Source organism: Bradyrhizobium sp. 160 (assembly GCF_023073735.1).
Classification (GTDB): Bacteria; Pseudomonadota; Alphaproteobacteria; order Rhizobiales; family Xanthobacteraceae; genus Bradyrhizobium.
This window is the reverse complement of the sequence record NZ_JADPKD010000028.1, coordinates 355,276-374,716: the sequence shown is the minus strand read 5'-3', so window position 1 is coordinate 374,716 and position 19,441 is coordinate 355,276. Positions and strand designations below refer to the sequence as shown.

Below are 19,441 nucleotides of genomic sequence, written 5' to 3'. Positions count from 1 at the left end.
CTGTCGTCGCCCGCCTTCGCGGGCGATGACACCGAGCGTGACATGACGGTGCGCCTTAATATCCCCGCGCCCGCGCCAGTTGCTCAGTGTGGTAGTTGGCGTCGCCGAACAGTTCCTCGCACACCCTTGCGCGCTTCATGAAGAAACCGATGTCGAACTGGTCGGTCATGCCCATGCCGCCGTGCATCTGCACGCCTTCCTGCACCGCGCGCGTCGCGGTGGTGCCGGCGCGGGCCTTGGCCACGGCGACGCTCGATGCGGCCTTGGCGACGTCCACATCCAGCGCTTGAAGTGCCTTCATGACGGCGGCGCGGGTGATCTCGATGTCGATATAGAGTTCGGCGGCGCGGTGCTGGAGCGCCTGGAATTCGCCGATCAGCTTGCCGAATTGCTTGCGGCTCTTCAGGTACTCGACGGTGCGATTGAACACCTCTTCGCTCAATCCCACCATTTCGGAGGCGACCGCGCCCCGGCCGATATCGAGCACGCCCTCGAGCAGGCCGGCGGCCTGATCGACCTCGCCGAGCATGCTGTCGGCATTGACCTCGACATTGGCGAATTCGATCCGCGCCGCGTTGTGCGCATCGACCATGATGGTGCGTTCGACCGCGATCCCTTTCGCCTTGGGGTCCACCAGGAATAGCGTCAGGCCTTCACGCTCGCCGGCAGCACCCGCGGTGCGCGCGGCGACGATGAGGAGGTCGGCGACGTGCCCGTCGACGACCAGTGCCTTGGCGCCGGAGAGCTTGAAGCCGTTACCGGCGCGCACGGCCCGGAGGCTGGTCTGGAGCGGACGATGCTTTGCGCCTTCATCGATGGCGAGCGCCGCAAGCAGAGAGCCGCTCGCGATTTTCGGCAAATATTCCGATTTCTGCGCGGCGTTGCCGCCACGATTTAGGGCCGAGGCCGCGACCACGCCGGTGGCGAGGAAGGGCGAGGGCATCAAGGTGCGGCCGATCTCCTCCATGACGACGCCGGCCTCGACATAGCCGAGGCCAGAGCCGCCGAACTCTTCAGGGACCAGCAGGCCGGCAAACCCCATCTCGGCGAAGGAATGCCAAAGCTCCTTGGAGAAGCCGGTGGGGTCCTTGCTGTCGCGCAAATGGCGCAGGTGCGACACCGGCGCCTTGTCGCTGATCAGCCCGCGCGCGGAATCGCGGAGCATCGATTGTTCTTCGGTGAGGACGAGGGCCATGGGCGTGTTTCCGATTCGAAAATCTGATTTGGTTCGTCATTCCGGGATGCGCCGCAGGCGCAGGCCCGGAATCCATCGGGCGGCAGAGTTGGAGGATGAACGGATTCCGGGTTCGCGCTATGCGCGCCCCGGAATGACGGAAAACCTCACGCCCCCGGCAGATCCAGGATGCGCTTGGCGACGATGCCGAGCATGACCTCGGACGTGCCGCCCTCGATCGAGTTGGCCTTGGTACGCAGCCAGGCGCGCGGGCGGGCGCCCTGCTTCGAGCGTTCGCTCTCCCATTCCAGCGCATCGACGCCGCCGGCCGACATCAGGATCTCGTAGCGCCGCTTGTTGAGCTCGGTGCCGTAATATTTCATCGCGGACGAGAACGCCGGATGCGCCTGCCCGGCCTTGGCGAGATCGACCGCGCGCTCGGCACAGGCGGCAAGCGCGGCTTCGTCGACGTCGAAGCGCGCGATCTGGCCGCGCAGCATGGCATCATCGAGCCGCCCCAGCGCATCGGTGCCGACGGTGTCAGCGGCGATCTGGCCGAGCGGACGGCCGACGCCGCGCTCGCCCATCCCCGAGATCATCGCGCGCTCGTGCTGAAGCAGATACTTTGCGACATCCCAGCCGCGGTTGATGGTGCCGACCACGTTCGATTTCGGCACGCGGACGTTGTCGAAGAAGGTCTCGCAGAACGGCGAATAGCCGGAGATCAGGAGAATCGGCTTTGTGGAGACACCCTTCGAGGTCATGTCGAACAGGATGAAGCTGATGCCGTCGTGCTTCTTCGCGGTCGGATCGGTGCGGACCAGGCAGAAGATCCAGTCGGCGTAGTTGGCGTAGGACGTCCAGATCTTCTGGCCGTTGATGATGAAGTCGTCGCCGTCGCTCTCGGCACGGGTCTGGAGCGAGGCGAGATCGGAGCCGGCGTTCGGCTCGGAATAGCCTTGGCACCAGCGAATCTCGCCCGCCGCGATCTTCGGCAGATGCTCCTTCTTCTGGGCGTCGTTGCCGTATTTCAGCAGTGCCGGCCCGAGCATCCAGATGCCGAAGCTCGACAGCGGCGGGCGCGCGCCCATCTTTGCCATTTCGGCGCGCAGCACCTTGTGTTCGGCAGCACTCAAGCTGCCGCCGCCATACTCCTTCGGCCAGTCCGGCACGGTCCAGCCCTTGTCGCGCATGCGCTCGAACCAGATGCGCTGCGGCTCGGACGAGAATTTTGCGTTGCGCCCGCCCCAGAACACGTCGGCATCCGACGTCACCGGCTTGCGCATCTCCGGCGGGCAATTGGCTTCAAGCCAGGCGCGCGTCTCGTTGCGGAATTGTTCGAGATCGGCGCTCTCAGCGTCGCTGGTCCTAGATTCAGCCATTGGTCGTTTCCATCAATCAAAATCGACTTGTTGGACGCGACTCTGAGCCATCGCACCGTGGAATTCAACCACTTCCGTGCCGCGCACGACGCGCTGCCTTCGGCTATAATCGGGGGCATGTCGGCTTGAAAACAAAGAGGAAACGAGGATGCGCCTGAAACTTCTTTCGCCTGGCGAAATGAACGAAAGCCAGCGCCAGACCTATGATGAATCCATTGCCGGCAAGCGCGGCAAGCCGCCGGCGCCGATGATGGCCTGGCTGAGCAGCCCCGAGATGGCGCGCCACGCCACGCGACTTGGCGAGGTACTCCGCTTCGACACCATATTTCCGGCAAGCCTTTCGGAGATCGCGATCCTGGTGACGGCACGGCACTGGACCGCGCATTACGAATGGTATGCGCATAAGCGCCTCGCGCTCGCAGGCGGCATGAAGCTCGAGATCATCGAGGCGATCCGCGACCGCCGCACGCCTGAGTTCGACGATCCCAAGGGAAAGATGATCTACGACCTCGCGAAGTCGCTGCACGAAGGCCACGGCGTCGAGAAGGGTCTCTACGATGAGGCGGTCAAGCTCCTCAGTGAGCGCGGCGTCGTCGAGGTGATCGGGCTGTGCGGCTATTACACCCTGGTGTCGATGACGCTGAACACGTTCGAGTTCGGCCTGCCGGAGGGCGAGGTGTCGGAGCTGGCCTAGTTTCCCATTCGGAAACGATGGGTTTCGAGATGGGCCAATAGCACTGTCCCGAAGCCTGCCTTATGTGGAGTTCGTCAAGGGAGCATTCACATGTCGCAAAGCTCAGCCGTCGCCGCCGGCACCCGGATCGGCCACGTCCATCTCAAGGTCGCTGATCTCGATCGTGCGCTCGGATTCTATTGCGGCGTGCTCGGCTTCGAGCTGATGCAGCGGATGAGCTCCGGCGCGGCCTTCATTTCGGCCGGCGGCTATCATCATCACATCGGCCTCAACACCTGGGTAAGCAAGGGCGGCTCGCCGCCGCCGCCAGGCACGACCGGGCTCTATCACACCGCGATCCTCTATCCGACGCGGCCGGCGCTGGCGGACGCGCTGCACCGGGTGCTGTCGGCGGGCATTGCGCTTGACGGCGCCAGCGACCATGGCGTCAGCGAAGCGCTTTACTTGCGCGACCCCGACCAGAATGGCGTCGAGCTCTATTGGGACAAGCCGAGGGAGCAATGGCCGTTCGGGCCGGATGGAAAGCTGGCGATGTTTACGAAGCGGTTGGATGTCGAGGATTTGCTGAAGCAGCGCAAGGCGTGAGCCCCCGCTCTCCCCTCGTCGTTGCGAGCCAACGGGTCCGCGCGCAGCGCGGCCCGATGACAGGCTCCGCGAAGCAATCCAGGCTGTCTCTGCGGAAACGCTCTGGATTGCTTCGTCGCAAGTGCTCCTCGCAATGACGGAATTTTTTGGAAACGCCGTCGCGTCTCTATGACTTGTTCGCGCGCCTCCCGCGCACCATGATCAGTGCGGCGGCGATCACCTCCAGCGCGATGCAGAGATAGAACGGCAGCGAGTAGCCGCCGGAGAGATCGCGGAGGAAGCCGACGACGCCGGGGCCGAACGCGTAGGTGACCTGGTTGATCGCAGTGTTGAGGCTGATCAGCACGCCGAACGAGGCGGACTCGAACTCCTGCTGCACGATCAGCGACGGCAGCGTGATGAGGTTGCCGACCGAGAAGCCGAACACCGCGCAGGCCGCGATCAGCGCGTAATCATTGTGCAAATTGATGACGACGAAGAGCGCGGCGGCCTGGCTCAGGAACGAGAGCGCCGACGCCAGTCGCTGGTCGAGGCGGTCGATCACCAGCGAGAACAGCACACGGCCGACCACCGCCATCGCCGTCAGCACCGCGACCGCGACGGCGGCGCGCTCGCGCCCGATCACGGGATCGAGGAACGAGATCAGGTGCACGATGAAGCCGACCTGGGCGAACAGCACCAATGCAAACGCAATCGTCACGGTGAGGAAGCCGACGTCGCGCAGGGCCTGCGCGCGGATCTGCGCCGACGATTGCGGCTTCGGCTTCGCAGTCGCATGCCAGCCGTGATCGGGCGGCCGGCCGACGAGAATGAGGATCACCGGCAGGAGCAGCACCAGCATGGCGCCGGCCGCGGCGTACATCGCGCTGGCAAAACCGACATGGCCGATCAGCGCCACCAGCAGCGGAACGCCGACGATGCCGCCGAAGCTGGCGCCGTTCAGCGCGAGACTGATCGCCATACCGCGCTTGTGGTCGAACCACAGGCTGATCGTGTTGGTGATCATGGCGAGACTGGTTCCGGCCCAGCCGAAGGCGAGCACGGCATTGGCGAGATAGAGCTGCCAGGGCTCGCGCACCGCGCCGATCGCCACTGCCGCCGCCGCCATCGCCAGCGTGCCGGCGATCAGGCAGAGGCGCGCGCCATGCTTTTGGATGGCCTCGCCAACGAAGACGACCAGCAGCGCACCGAACAGATAGAAGAAGGTCGTGCCCGACGAGATCAGCGACGCGGACCAGCCATGCGCGCGCTGGAGCTCAGCGACATAGACGCTCTGGCCGTAGAAGCCGAGCCCCCAGCCGAAGGTCGCGAGCAGGAAGCAGACCGCGACGATGCGCCAGCCTTCGTAGCGGAGGGAGGATTCGTTGATTGGAGCAGCGGGCCGGGGATTGTCGAGCATTTGCGCTTGTCCTTTGTTTCCCCCGCGAGCGCCTTGCTTCACGCCCGTCTCTTCATGACGAGCATCATGTAACGACATCAGCTCCGAAAATCCTTCGACGGCGATCGAAGCATCAACGCTGCTGACACCCTCCTGCCACCTATTGAGCAAGGTCCGGAAAGCCGCTGCGCACATTTCCGGATCATGCGTCAAATCGCATCCGGGAGCTCGCCCATCGCCGCGTCCAGCCGCGCCTTGCGGCGGCGGGCCCAGGAGACCAGCGAGAGCACGACAAGACCCAGAACCACCGGCGGGAACACCACCATGTTCACCGCAGACCAGCCGTAATTGGCAAGCAGCTGGCCAGAGGAGAACGAGCCGATCGCCATCATGCCGAACACCAGGAAATCGTTGAAGGCCTGCACCTTGTTGCGCTCCTGCGGACGGTGCGTCTCCAACACCAGCGCGGAGGCGCCGATGAAGGAGAAATTCCAGCCGACCCCGAGCACGATCAGCGTCGCCCAGAAATGCATCGCGCTGATTCCGGAAAGGCCGATGCCGGCGGCGCCGGCCTCCAGCAGCAGGCCGGCCGCAACGACCTTCGGGGCACCGAAGCGCGCGATCAGCGCACCCGTGAAGAAGCTTGGCCCGTACATGGCGACGATGTGCCATTGAATGCCGAAATTGGAATCGGAAACGCTGAGGCCGCACATCTTCATGGCGAGCGGCGCCGAGGTCATCACCAGGTTCATCATGGGATAGGAGATGACGCCGCACAAAGCGGCCGCGATGAAGCGCGGCTGGATCACGATGTCGAGCAGCGGCCGGCCGCCATGCAGATCGGCCGGCGCGGGCTTTGGCATGTCGACGCCGGCGAGGATGCCCATCGCGACCAGTGCCACCGCCGCCTGCACCAGGAAGCTGAAGGCGAACAGATAAGGCTGCCAGAGGTCCATGGTCCATTGCACGAGCTGCGGACCGAGCACGCCGGCGAACACGCCGCCCGCCATCACCCAGGACACAGCCTTGGGGCGATAGGCCGCGCTGGCGCCATCGGCGGCGGCGAAGCGGTAGGATTGCGCGACCGCGCCATAGAGGCCGCCGAGGAAGGTCGCGACGCAGAACAGCGCGAAGGAGGCGTGCAGGATCGCGAACGAGCCGGTGAGGCCAGTGAGCGTGCCGAGGCCGGTGCCGATGACGAAGGCGGCGCGGCGGCCGAAGCGGCGCGAGATCGCGCCGGTCGGCAAGGTGCCGGCGGCGAGCCCCAGCACGTACATCGACAGCGGCACGGTCGCGAGCGACATGTCCGGTGCGAGCGTCGCGCCGACGATCGAGCCGGTGGCGAAGATCACCGCCGAATTGGCGCCGGTCAGCGCCTGCGCGGCGGCAAGGCGCACCACATTGGCACGCACGCGCGCGTCGTCGGCGATTTCGGCGGTAGAGATCACGTCTAACATCGGCATTTCCGCCCCAAGGGGGCTCAAGGGGCTCTCGTTGATTTCCGGCACTATGGAGGGGCGCGAGAGGGCGGGCAACCGGCGCAAACGGGCGCGGGCCATGCCTCTGACGCAATCGGACGGATGATAGCTGGCCGCGTCCTTGACGCCTTGCGCTCGATTGAATCCTATCCGCCGCGTCTTCCTGGAGTTTCGCTCATGACCGTCGACGACAGGCCTACGCTCAGCGCTCCCGACGATGATCCGTGGCTCTGGCTGGAGGAGATCGAGGGCAAGCAGGCACTCGATTTCGTCGAGCGGCAGAATCAACTGACGCTCGCCGCGTTCGGCGGCCCAGCGTTCGTGCGCGACCGCGACACGCTCGCCGCGATCTACGACCGGCCCGACAACATTCCCTATGTCAGCCGGCGCGGCAGCGATCTGCACAATCTCTGGAAAGACGCCGCCAATCCGCGGGGCCTGTGGCGGCGGACGACGCTGGCGGAGTTTCGCAAAGCCAACCCGGCGTGGGAGACCATGCTCGACATCGACCAGCTCGCCGCAAGCGAAGGCGAGGACTGGCTGCTGAGCCAGATCGCCACGATGCCCGGAAGTTCGCGCGCGATTCTGAGCCTGTCGCGCGGCGGCAGCGATGCTGTCACGTTGCGGGAGTTCGACCTCAACACCAAGAGCTTCGTGGCCGGCGGGTTCACGCTGCCGGAAGCGAAGGGCGGCGTGGATTGGCTCGATGCCGACACACTGCTGCTGTCGAGCGCGCATGGCGAGGGCATGGCCACGAGCTCGGGATATGCACGTACCGTTCGGCTGTGGCGGCGCGGCCAGCCTGTCGATCAGGCAGAGATCATTATCGAGACCACCGCCGATCACATGGTGATCTACGGCATGGCCGACGACACCGGCGCGGCGCCGCGTGTCTGGATCGTCGACCAGATCGACTTCTTCAATCACGCCGTCTGGCTGCGCGATGCGGCCGGCGCGATGACGAAGTTGGACCTGCCGACCGGCATCTGGATGCAGGCGCATGGCGACTGGTTCGCGATCAAGCTGCGCAAGGACTGGTCCATCGCAGGCCGGACCTATACCGCTGACACGGTGCTCGGCATGGCGCTGTCGGCGTTCCTCGCCGGCAGCCGCAATTTCGCGGTGCTGTTCGAGCCAGCGCCGCGGCGCGCGTTGCAAGGTCTGTTCTGGGCCGCGGGCAAGCTCATGCTGTCGATCCTCGACGAGCTGCGTCCGTGCTTCGAGATCTGCACGCCATCCGCTGCGGGCTGGAGCCGCGAGACGCTTGGTGGCCTGCCGCAGATCGGCGTTGTCGACATCTGGCCGCTCGATCGCCATCCGTCCGAAAGCAACGGCGATCTGCTCGCCAATGTGCAGGATCCGCTCACGCCGCCGTCGCTGCTGCTGATCGAACGCGGCGTCGCCAGCCCGACCGTGCTGAAGCAGGCGCCGAAAACGTTCACCGCCGATGGTCTCGTGGTGACGCAGCACGAGGCCGTCTCGATCGACGGCGAGCGAATTCCCTATGTCCAGAGCGGCCCTGCAGGCGAGACCGGCGATGCGCCGGTCTATCTGAGCGCCTATGGCGGCTTCGCCCATTCGGTGAAGCCGTATTACAATGCCGCGCTCGGCAAGCTGTGGCTGGAGCGCGGCGGCACGATTGTGCAGGCGAATTTGCGCGGCGGCGGCGAGTTCGGTACGCGCTGGCACGATGCCGGGCGGCTCGCCGGCAAGAGGCTGTCGCATGACGATTTCGCGGCCGTCGCCGCCGATCTCGTCCGCCGCGGCGTGACCACGTCAAAGCGCATCGCCGCACAGGGTGGATCAAACGGCGGCATCCTCATCACCAACATGCTGGTGCGATACCCCGAGCGTTTCGGCGCGCTGTTCTGCACCATCCCCCTGATCGACATGCGCCGCTACACCAAGCTGCTCGCGGGCGCGAGCTGGATCGCGGAATATGGCGACCCGGACAAGCCGGAGGAATGGGACTGGCTGAAGACCTACTCGGCCTATCACAACGTCAAGGCCGCTCAGCCCTATCCGCCGATCCTGATCGCCACCACACGGCGCGACGACCGCGTGCATCCCGGCCACGCGCGCAAGATGGCCGCCAAGCTCCAGGCGATGGGCTACGAGGCCTGGTTCTACGAACCGGCAGCCGGCGGCCACGGCTACGGCAAGGACAACAAGGAGCGCGCTGGCTTCGAGGTGCTGGGCTATCGCTTCTTGAAGGAGAAGATCGGGTGGAGAGATGGCGCCGCGTGACGCCGTGCACCTCTCCCGCTTGCGCTACCGTATTCACACATCTCTGTCAGAGCCATTCGCCGATTAAGCCCAAAAAGTGAGTCATCCGAGTCACTTGTCTCGATTCTGCAGCGCGTGAGCGTCCAAAACCTGGCTTTTGCTAACTCATTGAAGATGATTCCATTTTCGAGATGTGTGAATCTGGTAGCCCGCTTGCGGGAGAGGTCGACGTGCGAAGCACGGCGGGTGAGGGCTCTCTCCTCTAGGGGATTGTCCCGTGGTCGAGACACCCTCTCCCCGGCCCTCCCCCGCAAGCGGGGGAGGGAGCGCACTGCCGATGCGGCTTAGCGCGAAAACACGAGCGTGAGATTGTTCGCTGGCATCTCGATCGTATCGATCAGCCGGAGGCCAATGCCTTGCGCCAGCGCCTCGACATCGCCGATGTCGCGCACGCCCCATTCGGGATTGCCCTCGCGCAAGGACGTGTCGAACACGGCGTTGCTGAGCGCGGTGTGCTTGCCGCCGCGCTTGAACGGGCCGTAGAGAAACAGCTTGCCGTCTGCCCGCAAATAGCGCCCGGCGCCGGCGAACAGACCCTCGGCCACGTTCCATGGCGCGATGTGAATGACATTGGCGCAGAACAATGCGGCAAGGTTGGTCGGCCCCTGCCCGCTTTTCATTTCCGGACACCAGTCGGGATCGGTGAGATCGATCCGTAAGGGCGGGCGGACGTTTTGCAGGCCTGAATGAACGCGCCAGGCCTCGATGCTCTTGAGATGGCGCTGGTTGAGGTCGCTCGGCCACCAGATCAGGCCGGGGGTATGACGGGCGAAATGGACCACGTGCTGTCCGGTTCCGCTGCCGAGCTCGACCACGTCACCGGTCGTGCCGGCGAGATGCTTTTCCAGCGCCGCCCAGATCGGCTCGTGATTGCGATGGAAGGCCGGCGCATCGAGCCGCCCATCCGGCGCGACCCGTCCGCCATCCCCGCCAAATTCGACGACATATTCAGCCAAGTGAGGTCCCCTTGAAAACACGAGAACGCGATGAAAACAGGATGGGCGCGAAAACGCCCTGGAAACAGCCGGCCGGCGCCCATTGTCCTTATTGTTGGGGATTGTCGGGGCCAGATCGGCCGAACCAATAATGCCTTTAATTGCAATGCGGAAGATATTAACTCCATTTTGCTCCGTGCATAGTCTCGATTGTCAGGCGATGTCCTTTATGCTTTGGAACGCCTTTATTTCAGCGATCGCGACCATCGCCATAACGCCTCGGAATGACGCCTTGCCTGCTTTGTCCCGGACGCCCATCCTGTTCCTCCTGCTGGCCGTCGCTGCCGGCCTCGCCAGCCCGGCGCAGGCCCAATCCGCGGCAAACGAGGGCCGGAAGCTCGCCATCGACCGCAGCAAGGGCAATTGCCTGACCTGCCACGTCATCCAGGGGGGCGACCTGCCGGGGACGATCGGGCCGGAACTGAAGGACATCAAGGCCAGATACCCCGACCGCAACGAGCTGGCCGCGATCATCTTCGACGAGACCAAACGCAATCCGCAGACCATGATGCCGCCGTTCGGCCGGAACCGGATTTTGACCGAACAGGAGATCAACGCGATCGTTGACTTCCTGCAAACGCTGTAAACGGCCGGCACGCCAGGAGACCTCCGATGACCACGACCACGGGCCCACATCCGACGCGGCGCCTGATCCTTCTGGGCGCTGCCTCTGTCGCGCTGATCGGGCTCGGCAACCTGCCGTTCGCGGCCAGCCCAGCGAGCGCCGCGGCGAACGATAAATATCCGGAAGAGGCCTTCAAGCAGAAGAGCGAGGCCGACGCGCTCAAGGCGCTCTATGGCAGGACCGCCGAGCCCTCCGACAAGGTCAAGCTGGATGCGCCGGAGATCGCCGAGAACGGCGGCGTGGTGCCGGTCTCAGTGACGACGACGCTCGACAAGGTGACCTCGATCTCGTTCTTCGTGGCCGAGAACCCGTACGCGCTCGCCGCGTCCTACAAGATCGCCGACGGCACGATTCCGGGCGTTGCCAACCGGCTGAAGATGGCCAAGACCACCAAATTGGTCGCCATCGTCGAGGCTGACGGCAAGCTCTACAGCGCGACCAAGGAAGTGAAGGTCACCGTCGGCGGCTGCGGCGGCTAGGAGGATCGGTCCGATGGCATCAAGCATTCGCGTGCGCGCAACATCCAATGGCGACATCACCGAGGTGCAGGCGCTGATCCAACATCCCATGGACACCGGCCTGGTCAAGGATTCCAAGGGCGAGCTGATCCCGGCCCACTTCATCCAGGAGCTGAAGTTCGAATGTAACGGCAAGGACGTCTTTGTCGCCAATTGGGGCACGGCGGTCTCCAAGGACCCCTACGTCAAATTCAGCTTCAAGGGCGCCAAGAAGGGCGACGAGCTCAAGATCTCCTGGACCGACAACAAGGGTGCGTCGGATACGACCACCGCGAAGATCGCGTGATGAAGACCCGCTTCTCCCTCCTGCTTGGCTCGGTGAGCGCCGCGCTCGTTGCGTGCGCCCTCACCTCGCCGCGAGCCGTCGCGGCTGATAAGGTCGATCCCGTTGCTGATGCGAAGGCGTTCCAGAATTTCTTCTTCCAGAAATTTCCGAACGTGAAGCGCGAGGATTTCGTCAACGGTCCTTATTCCATGAACGAGGACATGAAGCGGCAGTGGCAGGAGAAGGAAGAATTCCCGCCTTACGAGTTCGCGCTCGACGCCGGCAAGGAAATGTTTTCGACCCCGTTTAAGAACGGCAAGACTTACGCCGATTGCTTCCCGAACGGCGGCATCGGCATCCGCCAGAACTATCCCTATTTCGACAGCAAGGAAGGCAAGGTCATCACGCTGGAGCTCGCGCTGAACCGCTGCCGCGAGGCCAATGGCGAGGCGCCCTATTCCTACGTCAAGGACGAGATGGCCTCGCTCACCGCCTACATGGCCTACACCTCGCGCGGCAAGCCGATGGACATCAAGATTCCCGATGATCCCCGTGCGCTCGAAGCGTTCGAGAACGGCAAGCGGTATTTCTACACCCGCCGCGGCCAGATGAACTTCTCCTGCGCGAGCTGCCACGTGCAGAGCCCGGGCGAGCGCATCCGCGCCGAGACTCTGGCGCCGGCGCTCGGCATTTTGAATGCGATGCCGATCTACCGCTCCGAATGGAGCGGCATGGGCACGACCAGCCGCCGCTTCGTCACCTGCAACAGCCAGACCCGGGCGGTTCCGCTGGAGCCGCAATCGGACGAATATCGCGACGTCGAATATTTCCTCTCCTACGTCGCCAACGGCCTGCCGATCTCGGGACCGGGAGCGCGGCCATGAAGCGGGCATGTCTCCTGGCCACACTGGTTGCATTGACCATCGCGCTACCGTCGGCACGCGCGGCAACGGAAGCGGAGTACAAGGCGGCCTATGCCGCCGCCGAAGCCGCAGCCAAGGAGGCGGCCAGCCTGCGCCACCAATGGACCACGACCGTCGCGACGCTGGCGGCGGCGAAGAAGGCGGCCGATGGCGGCGATTTCGACCGCGCATTTGCCGCAGCGAAAGAGGCCGAGGCGCTGGCGAAGGCGTCGATCTTCCAGGCTAATTCCGAAAAACAGGCCTGGAAGGCGATGGAAATCCGCTAGACTGGGCCTGGCGCGCGAGAACATCGTGCTCCAGATCATTCTTTGAGCATGATCTTGTCGGAAAGCCGCACCACACCTTGCGCTGACGCGGCCCCTTCGGATCCGGATCATGCTTGTGGAACAGTCGACAGCGTTGAGGGCGCGGAGAAGTTAAGATGGCCATCCGCCGCCGCGATTTCCTGAAGAGCGCGGGCCTAGCCGCCGCATCGCTCGGACTGCCGCGGCTCGCGCGCGGTGCCGACACCGCGAGCATCTATGACATCGAGCGTTTCGGCAATGCGCGCATCCTGCACATCACCGACACGCATGCGCAGCTCAATCCGGTCTATTTCCGCGAGCCCAGCGTCAATATCGGCATCGGCGAGATGGCGGGACGACCGCCGCACCTGGTTGGCCGCGCCTTCCTGGAGCGGTTCGGCATCCGGTCCGACAGCGCGGATGCCTATGCCTTCACCTGCCTCGAATTCGAGAAATCTGCGGGCCGTTTCGGCAAGCTCGGCGGCTTTGCCCATCTGAAGACGCTGATCGACCGCTTGCGCGGCGACGTCGGCGAAAAGCATTCGCTGCTCGTCGATGGCGGCGACCTCTGGCAGGGCACCGGGCTTGCCAATGTCATGCAGGGCCGCGACATGGTCGAGGTCGCCAACCTGCTCGGCATCGAGGCGATGACCGGGCATTGGGAATTCACCTATGGCGAGCAGGTGCTGCGCGACAATCTCGAGCGCTTCAAGGGCGAGTTTCTGGCGCAGAACGTCTTCCTGACCGAAGAGGCCGCCTTCAACGATGCTCCCGCCTTCGACAAAGCCAGCGGGCGCGTGTTCAAACCGTCTGTCATCAAGGAGCTTGGCGGCCATCGTGTCGCAATCGTCGGCCAGGCGTTCCCTTACGTGCCGATCGCGCATCCCAAGCGGTTCACGCCGGACTGGACCTTTGGCATCCGCGAAGAGGAGTTGCAGAAGCATGTCGATGCTCTGCGCGCCACCGACAAGGTCGATGCCGTCATCCTGCTGTCGCACAACGGCATGGACGTGGACCTGAAACTCGCGAGCCGCGTCACCGGCATCGACGTTATCCTCGGCGGCCATACCCACGACGCCGTGCCGCAGCCGATTGCCGTGAAGAACGCTGGAGGCACCACGCTCGTCACCAATGCCGGCTCCAACGGAAAATTCCTGGCCGTGCTCGATCTCGCAATCGGCAAGGGCAAGGTCAGCGACATTCGTTATCATCTGCTGCCGGTTTTTTCCGAGCTGCTGAAGCCGGATGCGGGGATGGCCGAGCTGATCGGCCGGCTGCGCGCGCCGCATGTGAGCGACTGGTCGGAGAAGATCACAACGCCCGATCGCCTGCTCTACCGCCGGGGCAATTTTTCCGGTCCCGTCGACGAGTTGATCTGCACGGCGCTGCGCAGCGAGCTCGATGCCGAGATCGCGCTGTCGCCGGGCTTCCGCTGGGGCGTCACCGCGCTGTCGGGCCAGGCGCTGACGATGGAGGATGTGCTCGCGGAAACCGCGATCACCTATCCCGAGACCTATGTGCAGGAGATGACCGGCGCACAGATCAAGGACGTGCTGGAGGACATCTGCGACAACCTCTTCAACGCAGATCCCTATTACCAGCAGGGTGGCGACATGGTGCGCGCCGGCGGGTTCAGCTACACCTGCACGCCGGACGCCGCGATCGGCAGCCGCATCTCCGAGCTGAAGCTCAATGGCGGCAAGGCGCTCGGCGCCAGCCACCGCTACAAGGTCGCAGGCTGGGCCTCCGTCAACCGCCAGCAAGGCGCGCCGGTGTGGGACGTCGTTGGCAAATATCTGCGCTCGGGACGAATGTTTCAGGAGCGGCTCGGCTCCGGCGTCACCCTGAAAGGGGTCGAGGGCAATCCAGGCATTGCAGGACAAGGATGATGCGGTCGCAAATCTCATCCGCGATGCTGCTGGCATTGCTCGTCTGGGCAGCGATCCCGCCGGCTTTGCGCAGCAGGTGCCGCTGCAGGACAAGCCGTTCGCCGAGCACAAGGTCGTACTTCAGCTCTCCGACGGCGATGCGAAGAAACAGGCACTGGTGCTCAGCGTCGCCAACAACCTGCTGAAGGCTTACGACCCCGACAAGATCGCGGTCGAAGTGGTGGCGTTCGGTCCCGGTATCGATCTATTGCTGTCCGGCAGCGAGCGTCGCAAGCAGGTCGAGAGCCTGATCGCACAGGGCGTGCGCTTCGACATCTGCCTCAATACGGTGGACACGATCGAGCGCGAGACAGGCAAGCGGCCGGAGTTCATTCCCGCGGCAACGCCGGTGCAGGTGGGCGTCGGGCAGATCCTGTTCCTGGCGGAGAACGGCTACACGGTGGTGCGGCCGTAGGAGCTGTCCGAGCTTGTCGCACGTCCGCGCAACACAATCGGTGTCATTCCCCGCGAAGGGGGGAATCTAGTGCGCCGCGGCCCCTCCATCCCGTTCAGCGCCTCTGGAATACTGGATCGCCCGCCTGCGCGGGCGATGACAGGGGTGGGTGGGGACGGCCACCCGCGCAATAAAGATCTTCTAAAGTTCATTCTCTACACAGTGATTTGCTTCTCTCTAGGGCCCGCCCCGTAGTAGAATCCTCGAAATCACCACACGCCGGGTCCTGCCATGATCTTCCGCCAGCTCTTCGACAGTGTTTCGGGCACCTACAGCTATCTGCTTGCGAGCCGCCCAGGCGGCGAGGCGCTGATCCTCGATCCCGTGTTGGAGAAGGTCGACCGCTACTGCCAGTTGCTGCGCGAGCTCGACCTCAAGCTGGTCAAGGCGATCGACACCCATCTGCATGCCGATCACGTCACCGGTCTCGGCGAGTTGCGCGACCGCACCCATTGCATGACCGTGATGGGCGATCAGACCAAGGCCGACGTGGTGGCGATGCGGGTCGCCGACGGCGATAAAGTGACGATCGAGGGCCTGTCGCTCGACGTGATGTACACGCCGGGCCACACCGACGATTCCTATTCGTATCTGATGGGTGACCGTGTCTTCACCGGCGATACGCTTCTGATCCGCGGCACCGGCCGCACCGATTTCCAGAACGGCTCATCGCGCGCGCAATACGATTCGATTTTCAACCGCCTGCTCAAGCTGCCGGACGAGACGATGGTGTTTCCGGCGCATGACTACAAGGGCGATACCGTCTCCACCATCGGCGAGGAGAAGCGCTACAATCCGCGGCTCCAGGTCCGCTCGGTCGACGAATATATCGAGCTGATGGCCAATCTGAAGCTGCCCAATCCGAAGATGATGGATGTTGCGGTCCCCGCCAACATGCATGTCGGCCTGCATCAGGAGGAGCTCGAGAAAGAGGGCCGCGCGCTCAGTGCCGCCGAGGCGATCCGCATTCTCGGCCGGCCCGACATCCTGCTGGTTGACCTGCGCGAGAGCAACGAGCGGATGAAGCACGGCATGCTCGAAGGAGCACTGCACACGCCCTATCAATCCGTGGAGGAGAGCCTGAAGCCCGGCGGCATGCTGCGCGAGGTCGCAGCCGCGACCGGCCGCCGCGTCGTGTTCTTCTGCGCCTTCGGCGAACGCTCGGCGATGGCGGTGGCCGCCGCCAAGGAGGCGGGGCTCTCCAACAGCGCGCACATCGCCGGCGGCCTGGATGCCTGGAAGAAGGCAGGCGGGCCGGTGGTGCACTGAACGGCCGAGTGCCGTGCTTGAGATAGATCAGGAAGTTCCCATATGTCGGGCTAGGACGGATGCAGCATCACCATCCGGGAGCCGCCATGGCCAAGATCGGCAAGCCGAGCGAGCCGCCCAAGATCGCGGACAACAAGATCGCGGACGATAAGCAAGCGCAAGACAAGGCGAAAAAGCCCAAGCCTCCGCGCGAGATCGACCATGACGATTACGAAGACGGCGACATCGCGACCCCGAAGCGCGACCGCTACGGCCCGGACGACGAGCCGTTGTGAGGACGGTGCTCGCGGGTTGAGCGCACGCTGGCGCAACATCCTCCAAAGTCGTCCCGGCGAAGTGCAGGCTAGCGACACACCTCGTGCCGCCGCCCGCGCTACCTGCCATGCGCCCGCGTTCATGGACAAATAACCGCTCTGCCCGATAGTTTGCGCCTCCTTTAGCACGCAAGACGGAACTACAATGGTCGACGTTCTCGCCGCACCGCAGCAAAGCAAGGCGGACAGCGCGCTGCGCACGCTGACGGGGATTTCGATCGCGCATTGGGTGAGCCATTTCCATCTGCTCGTGCTTCCGATGCTGTTCCCGTTCCTCAAGAGCCAGCTCGGCGTCGGCTATATCGAGCTCGGCTTCGCACTCACCGTGTTTGCGGTGGTGTCGGGATTGACGCAGGCGCCGACCGGCTATCTCGTCGACCATTTTGGCGCGCGACGAATTCTGCTGGCCGGGCTCGCGCTCGGCGGCTTCGCGCTGATCCTGCTCGGCTTGCACCTCAGCTACGCCTCGCTAATCGCCTGCGCCGTGCTGCTGGGCCTCGCCAACAGCGTCTACCATCCCGCCGATTACGCGATCCTGGCCGCGCACATGGACGAGGCGCGGATGGGCCGCGCCTTCTCGATTCACACTTTTGCCGGCTTTCTCGGCGGCGCCCTCGCTCCTGCCATCGTCGCTGCGCTCGTCACATTGTCCGGTGGCACTGGAGCGCTGATCGCCTCCGGCGCGATCGGTGTCGCGGTGGCGCTGCTGCTGATCGCCATGAACATTCCCGACGCCGGTGCGCACAAGACCAAACCCGGCAGCGCGAACGCGCCAAAACAGGCCGTCATCACGCCGGCGCTGATCACGCTGACCGCGCTGTTCATGCTGCTGAGCCTCTCGGTTGCCGGCATCAACAATTTCGGCGTGGTGGCACTGATGAGCGGCTACGGCGCCACCTACTCCGCCGCCAACATCGCGCTGACGGCATTCCTTGGCGCCAGCGCCATCGGCGTGCTCGCAGGCGGCTTGCTCGCCGACCGGACCGAGCGCCACGGCCAGGTCGCCGCAGCCTGCTTTGCCGCGAATGCGGCGATCGTGCTGCTGATCGCACTCGCCACACTGCCGGGCTGGGCTCTCACCGCCGCGATGACGGCCGCAGGCTTCCTCAGCGGCGTGATCGCACCCTCGCGCGACATGCTGGTGCGCAACGCGGCTCCTCCCGGCGCTGCGGGGCGTGCCTTCGGCGTCGTCTCCACCGGATTCAATCTCGGCGGCATCGTCAGCCCGCTGCTGTTCGGCTGGATCATGGACCAGAGCGCGCCGCATTGGGTGTTCGGCGCCTCCGTGATCTTCATGGCGGCGACGGTGGTGCTGTCACCGTTCACGGAGCGGAAGCGGCGACCACAAAGTTAATCGTCCGTTCCCGCGCCAAGCATCGCCCCGCGGTTATGACCCCGGGTCGGCGCGCCCTTGGGGGGCGCTTGTCCGGAACGACGGTTGTTGCTTGGGGCGTGCGCCGCCACCCCTACGTCGGCGACACCGCACTCTTCAGCGCGCCCGCCTGCGGGGCGGCACCGCCCGTCAACCTGGCGCGTTCGGTGTTCGGCCAGAGCAGCAGCAAGCCGAGCAGGCCGGAGCCGACCATGATCGCCGCATTGATGGTGAAGCCGGTCATGTAGCCGTCGAGCATGCTGCCGGCGCGCTGGATCACGGTGCCCATCACGGCGGGTGCGATGATGCCCGAAAGCGTATAAAGCGCGCCGTAGATCGCGAGGATGGCGCCGCGCTGCGATGTCGGCGTGAACTCGCCGAGCATGGGCGGGCACACGACATAGATCGCGCCGCACAGGCCCGTTCCGACCACCAGCAAAGCCAGCTGAAGGCCGGCGCCCTGGACATGCGGCATCGTCGCCAGAATCAGGCCGCCGACGACCAGCGGCACCGAGCCGAGCACGCCGCGGGCGATGCGCGTGGTCGAGCCGCGCGCCATCATCATTTGCGAGATCCAGCCCGTCAGGATCACGATGGTGGCGCCGAAGATCCAGGGCAGAGTGGAAATCCAGCCGGCCTGGCTCTGCGAGAAACCGAGGCCCTTGATGATGAACGGCGTGAACCAAGTCAGCCCGAGCGACAGCGCCCAATAGGCGCCGAAGGTCGCGGCGACGCAGCCGAGAAAGGTGCGCGAGGTAAGAAGCTGAATATAGGGAATCTTCGTCTCGGTTGCGGCGAGGGCCTGCGCATCCTCCAACGGCCCCTCCTTGCCGAGCGCGAGCCAGGCACAGACCCAGATCAGGCCGACGACGCCGAGCGCGCCGAAGGCATAGTGCCAGGAATGGTTGACGATGATCCAGTTCAAGGCCGGCACCGCGATGATCACGCCAAAGGCCGAGCCTTGCGACAGGATCGCGGTCGGCAGCGTGCGCTTCTCGTCAGGGAACCATTTGTAGATGGCGTGCGCTGCGACCGAGAAGGCCGGGCCTTCGCCGGCGCCCAGCACGATGCGGCAGATCAGGAGCGTGGTGAAGGAGACGGTGCCGACCATCGGAAACTGCGCCAGTGCCCAAACCACTGCGAGCGCCAGCAGCACCCAGCGCGTCGGCACCTTGTTGACGATGAAGCCGACCACGATGGCCGAGATCGAGAACAGGAAGAAGAACGAGGAGCCGAGCAGGCCGAATTGCTCCGGCGTGAGCTTGAGGTCCGCCATGATCGGCACGCCGGCAAGACCGACGACGATCTTGTCGGCGAAGTTCACCAGCATGAACAGAAACAGGAGAAAGGTGATGGTCCAGGCGCCCTTCGGCGTCGCTGTCGGCTTGCTCGCCGCGGACGGCGTTCCCTGAGCGCTCATGCTTCTATTTTCCCCATGTATCTTTTTGGCACTTTTTTGATTTGACCTTCTTGGAGCTAACAACGGCGTGGATGCCAACGCAACCCCGGCATTTCCG

The 19,441-nt window shown here is 64.5% G+C and carries 18 protein-coding genes and 1 pseudogene; 13 read left to right on the top strand and 6 right to left on the bottom strand.

The genetic code is table 11. From position 1 onward, the window contains the following. Nucleotides 1-55 precede the first annotated feature (55 nt). A complete protein-coding gene (locus IVA98_RS11325) occupies nucleotides 56-1,195 on the bottom strand; it encodes an acyl-CoA dehydrogenase family protein (RefSeq protein WP_247303575.1) in 1,140 nt (379 codons plus the stop codon). A gap of 146 nt (nucleotides 1,196-1,341) precedes the next feature. Next, complete coding sequence (locus tag IVA98_RS11320) at nucleotides 1,342-2,556, bottom strand: acyl-CoA dehydrogenase family protein (protein WP_247354857.1); 1,215 nt, start codon at nucleotides 2,554-2,556, stop codon at nucleotides 1,342-1,344. 148 nt (nucleotides 2,557-2,704) lie between these two features. Between IVA98_RS11320 and IVA98_RS11315 the strand changes: the two genes are divergently transcribed. Then, nucleotides 2,705-3,250, top strand: a complete 546-nt coding sequence (locus tag IVA98_RS11315) for a carboxymuconolactone decarboxylase family protein (protein WP_247303579.1) — start codon at nucleotides 2,705-2,707, stop codon at nucleotides 3,248-3,250. A gap of 90 nt (nucleotides 3,251-3,340) precedes the next feature. Beyond that, entirely contained in the window at nucleotides 3,341-3,835 is a 495-nt protein-coding gene (locus IVA98_RS11310; RefSeq protein ID WP_247303581.1) for a VOC family protein, read from the top strand. 166 nt (nucleotides 3,836-4,001) lie between these two features. On the opposite strand, the gene IVA98_RS11305 is transcribed toward IVA98_RS11310, so the two are convergent. Next, a complete protein-coding gene (locus IVA98_RS11305) occupies nucleotides 4,002-5,234 on the bottom strand; it encodes an MFS transporter (RefSeq protein ID WP_247303583.1) in 1,233 nt (410 codons plus the stop codon). 188 nt (nucleotides 5,235-5,422) lie between these two features. After that, nucleotides 5,423-6,670, bottom strand: a complete 1,248-nt coding sequence (locus IVA98_RS11300) for an MFS transporter (protein ID WP_247303584.1) — start codon at nucleotides 6,668-6,670, stop codon at nucleotides 5,423-5,425. A 198-nt stretch (nucleotides 6,671-6,868) separates the two neighbouring features. Here IVA98_RS11300 and IVA98_RS11295 point away from each other — a divergent pair, with 198 nt between their 5' ends. Next, the gene (locus IVA98_RS11295; protein ID WP_247354856.1) at nucleotides 6,869-8,938 is read left to right on the top strand and encodes a prolyl oligopeptidase family serine peptidase; all 2,070 of its coding nucleotides are present in this window, start codon (nucleotides 6,869-6,871) and stop codon (nucleotides 8,936-8,938) included. A 323-nt stretch (nucleotides 8,939-9,261) separates the two neighbouring features. On the opposite strand, the gene IVA98_RS11290 is transcribed toward IVA98_RS11295, so the two are convergent. Next, nucleotides 9,262-9,933, bottom strand: coding sequence for a DUF938 domain-containing protein (locus IVA98_RS11290; RefSeq protein WP_247303586.1), 672 nt, complete (start codon nucleotides 9,931-9,933; stop codon nucleotides 9,262-9,264). 271 nt (nucleotides 9,934-10,204) lie between these two features. Between IVA98_RS11290 and soxX the strand changes: the two genes are divergently transcribed. From soxX to IVA98_RS11240, 10 genes and pseudogenes are all read left to right on the top strand, one after another. After that, nucleotides 10,205-10,558, top strand: a complete 354-nt coding sequence (gene soxX, locus IVA98_RS11285) for a sulfur oxidation c-type cytochrome SoxX (protein ID WP_247303587.1) — start codon at nucleotides 10,205-10,207, stop codon at nucleotides 10,556-10,558. A gap of 26 nt (nucleotides 10,559-10,584) precedes the next feature. Beyond that, on the top strand, nucleotides 10,585-11,076 hold the full coding sequence (soxY, locus tag IVA98_RS11280) for a thiosulfate oxidation carrier protein SoxY (RefSeq protein WP_247303588.1): 492 nt from the start codon (nucleotides 10,585-10,587) through the stop codon (nucleotides 11,074-11,076). A gap of 13 nt (nucleotides 11,077-11,089) precedes the next feature. Next, nucleotides 11,090-11,401 (top strand): thiosulfate oxidation carrier complex protein SoxZ, encoded by a 312-nt coding sequence (gene soxZ, locus IVA98_RS11275; RefSeq protein ID WP_247303589.1) that lies wholly within the window; start codon nucleotides 11,090-11,092, stop codon nucleotides 11,399-11,401. Continuing rightward, nucleotides 11,401-12,264: a sulfur oxidation c-type cytochrome SoxA gene (gene soxA, locus IVA98_RS11270; RefSeq protein ID WP_247303590.1), complete on the top strand. Its 864-nt coding sequence runs from the start codon at nucleotides 11,401-11,403 to the stop codon at nucleotides 12,262-12,264. The genes soxZ and soxA overlap by 1 nt, the downstream gene beginning before the upstream one ends. After that, nucleotides 12,261-12,569 (top strand): hypothetical protein, encoded by a 309-nt coding sequence (locus IVA98_RS11265; RefSeq protein WP_247354854.1) that lies wholly within the window; start codon nucleotides 12,261-12,263, stop codon nucleotides 12,567-12,569. The genes soxA and IVA98_RS11265 overlap by 4 nt, the downstream gene beginning before the upstream one ends. A 155-nt stretch (nucleotides 12,570-12,724) precedes the next feature. Beyond that, the gene (soxB, locus tag IVA98_RS11260) at nucleotides 12,725-14,476 is read left to right on the top strand and encodes a thiosulfohydrolase SoxB (RefSeq protein WP_247303593.1); all 1,752 of its coding nucleotides are present in this window, start codon (nucleotides 12,725-12,727) and stop codon (nucleotides 14,474-14,476) included. Next, nucleotides 14,473-14,930: pseudogene (locus IVA98_RS11255) on the top strand (DsrE family protein). Before soxB ends, IVA98_RS11255 begins: the two are co-directional and overlap by 4 nt. 270 nt (nucleotides 14,931-15,200) lie before the next feature. Continuing rightward, nucleotides 15,201-16,238, top strand: coding sequence for an MBL fold metallo-hydrolase (locus tag IVA98_RS11250; RefSeq protein WP_247281911.1), 1,038 nt, complete (start codon nucleotides 15,201-15,203; stop codon nucleotides 16,236-16,238). Nucleotides 16,239-16,324: 86 nt separating this feature from the next. Further along, nucleotides 16,325-16,513 carry a hypothetical protein gene (locus IVA98_RS11245; RefSeq protein ID WP_247281912.1) on the top strand — a complete coding sequence of 63 codons (189 nt, stop codon included), beginning with the start codon at nucleotides 16,325-16,327 and terminating at the stop codon, nucleotides 16,511-16,513. A gap of 184 nt (nucleotides 16,514-16,697) precedes the next feature. Further along, on the top strand, nucleotides 16,698-17,906 hold the full coding sequence (locus IVA98_RS11240; RefSeq protein ID WP_247354853.1) for an MFS transporter: 1,209 nt from the start codon (nucleotides 16,698-16,700) through the stop codon (nucleotides 17,904-17,906). Between the two features lie 112 nt (nucleotides 17,907-18,018). Here the strand turns inward: IVA98_RS11240 and IVA98_RS11235 are convergent, their stop codons facing one another. Next, the gene (locus IVA98_RS11235; RefSeq protein ID WP_247335672.1) at nucleotides 18,019-19,344 is read right to left on the bottom strand and encodes an MFS transporter; all 1,326 of its coding nucleotides are present in this window, start codon (nucleotides 19,342-19,344) and stop codon (nucleotides 18,019-18,021) included. Nucleotides 19,345-19,441 lie beyond the last annotated feature (97 nt).

Bases quoted from the DNA above. Each gene is read 5' to 3' on its own strand.
- IVA98_RS11325 (WP_247303575.1), bottom strand. From the start codon at position 1,195: ATGGCCCTCGTCCTCACCGAAGAACAATCGATGCTCCGCGATTCCGCG.
- soxA (WP_247303590.1), top strand. From the start codon at position 11,401: ATGAAGACCCGCTTCTCCCTCCTGCTTGGCTCGGTGAGCGCCGCGCTC.
- IVA98_RS11300 (WP_247303584.1), bottom strand. From the start codon at position 6,670: ATGTTAGACGTGATCTCTACCGCCGAAATCGCCGACGACGCGCGCGTG.
- soxB (WP_247303593.1), top strand. From the start codon at position 12,725: ATGGCCATCCGCCGCCGCGATTTCCTGAAGAGCGCGGGCCTAGCCGCC.
- IVA98_RS11315 (WP_247303579.1), top strand. From the start codon at position 2,705: ATGCGCCTGAAACTTCTTTCGCCTGGCGAAATGAACGAAAGCCAGCGC.
- soxY (WP_247303588.1), top strand. From the start codon at position 10,585: ATGACCACGACCACGGGCCCACATCCGACGCGGCGCCTGATCCTTCTG.
- IVA98_RS11240 (WP_247354853.1), top strand. From the start codon at position 16,698: ATGGTCGACGTTCTCGCCGCACCGCAGCAAAGCAAGGCGGACAGCGCG.
- IVA98_RS11310 (WP_247303581.1), top strand. From the start codon at position 3,341: ATGTCGCAAAGCTCAGCCGTCGCCGCCGGCACCCGGATCGGCCACGTC.
- IVA98_RS11250 (WP_247281911.1), top strand. From the start codon at position 15,201: ATGATCTTCCGCCAGCTCTTCGACAGTGTTTCGGGCACCTACAGCTAT.
- soxZ (WP_247303589.1), top strand. From the start codon at position 11,090: ATGGCATCAAGCATTCGCGTGCGCGCAACATCCAATGGCGACATCACC.
- IVA98_RS11245 (WP_247281912.1), top strand. From the start codon at position 16,325: ATGGCCAAGATCGGCAAGCCGAGCGAGCCGCCCAAGATCGCGGACAAC.
- IVA98_RS11235 (WP_247335672.1), bottom strand. From the start codon at position 19,344: ATGAGCGCTCAGGGAACGCCGTCCGCGGCGAGCAAGCCGACAGCGACG.
- IVA98_RS11295 (WP_247354856.1), top strand. From the start codon at position 6,869: ATGACCGTCGACGACAGGCCTACGCTCAGCGCTCCCGACGATGATCCG.
- IVA98_RS11320 (WP_247354857.1), bottom strand. From the start codon at position 2,556: ATGGCTGAATCTAGGACCAGCGACGCTGAGAGCGCCGATCTCGAACAA.
- IVA98_RS11305 (WP_247303583.1), bottom strand. From the start codon at position 5,234: ATGCTCGACAATCCCCGGCCCGCTGCTCCAATCAACGAATCCTCCCTC.
- IVA98_RS11265 (WP_247354854.1), top strand. From the start codon at position 12,261: ATGAAGCGGGCATGTCTCCTGGCCACACTGGTTGCATTGACCATCGCG.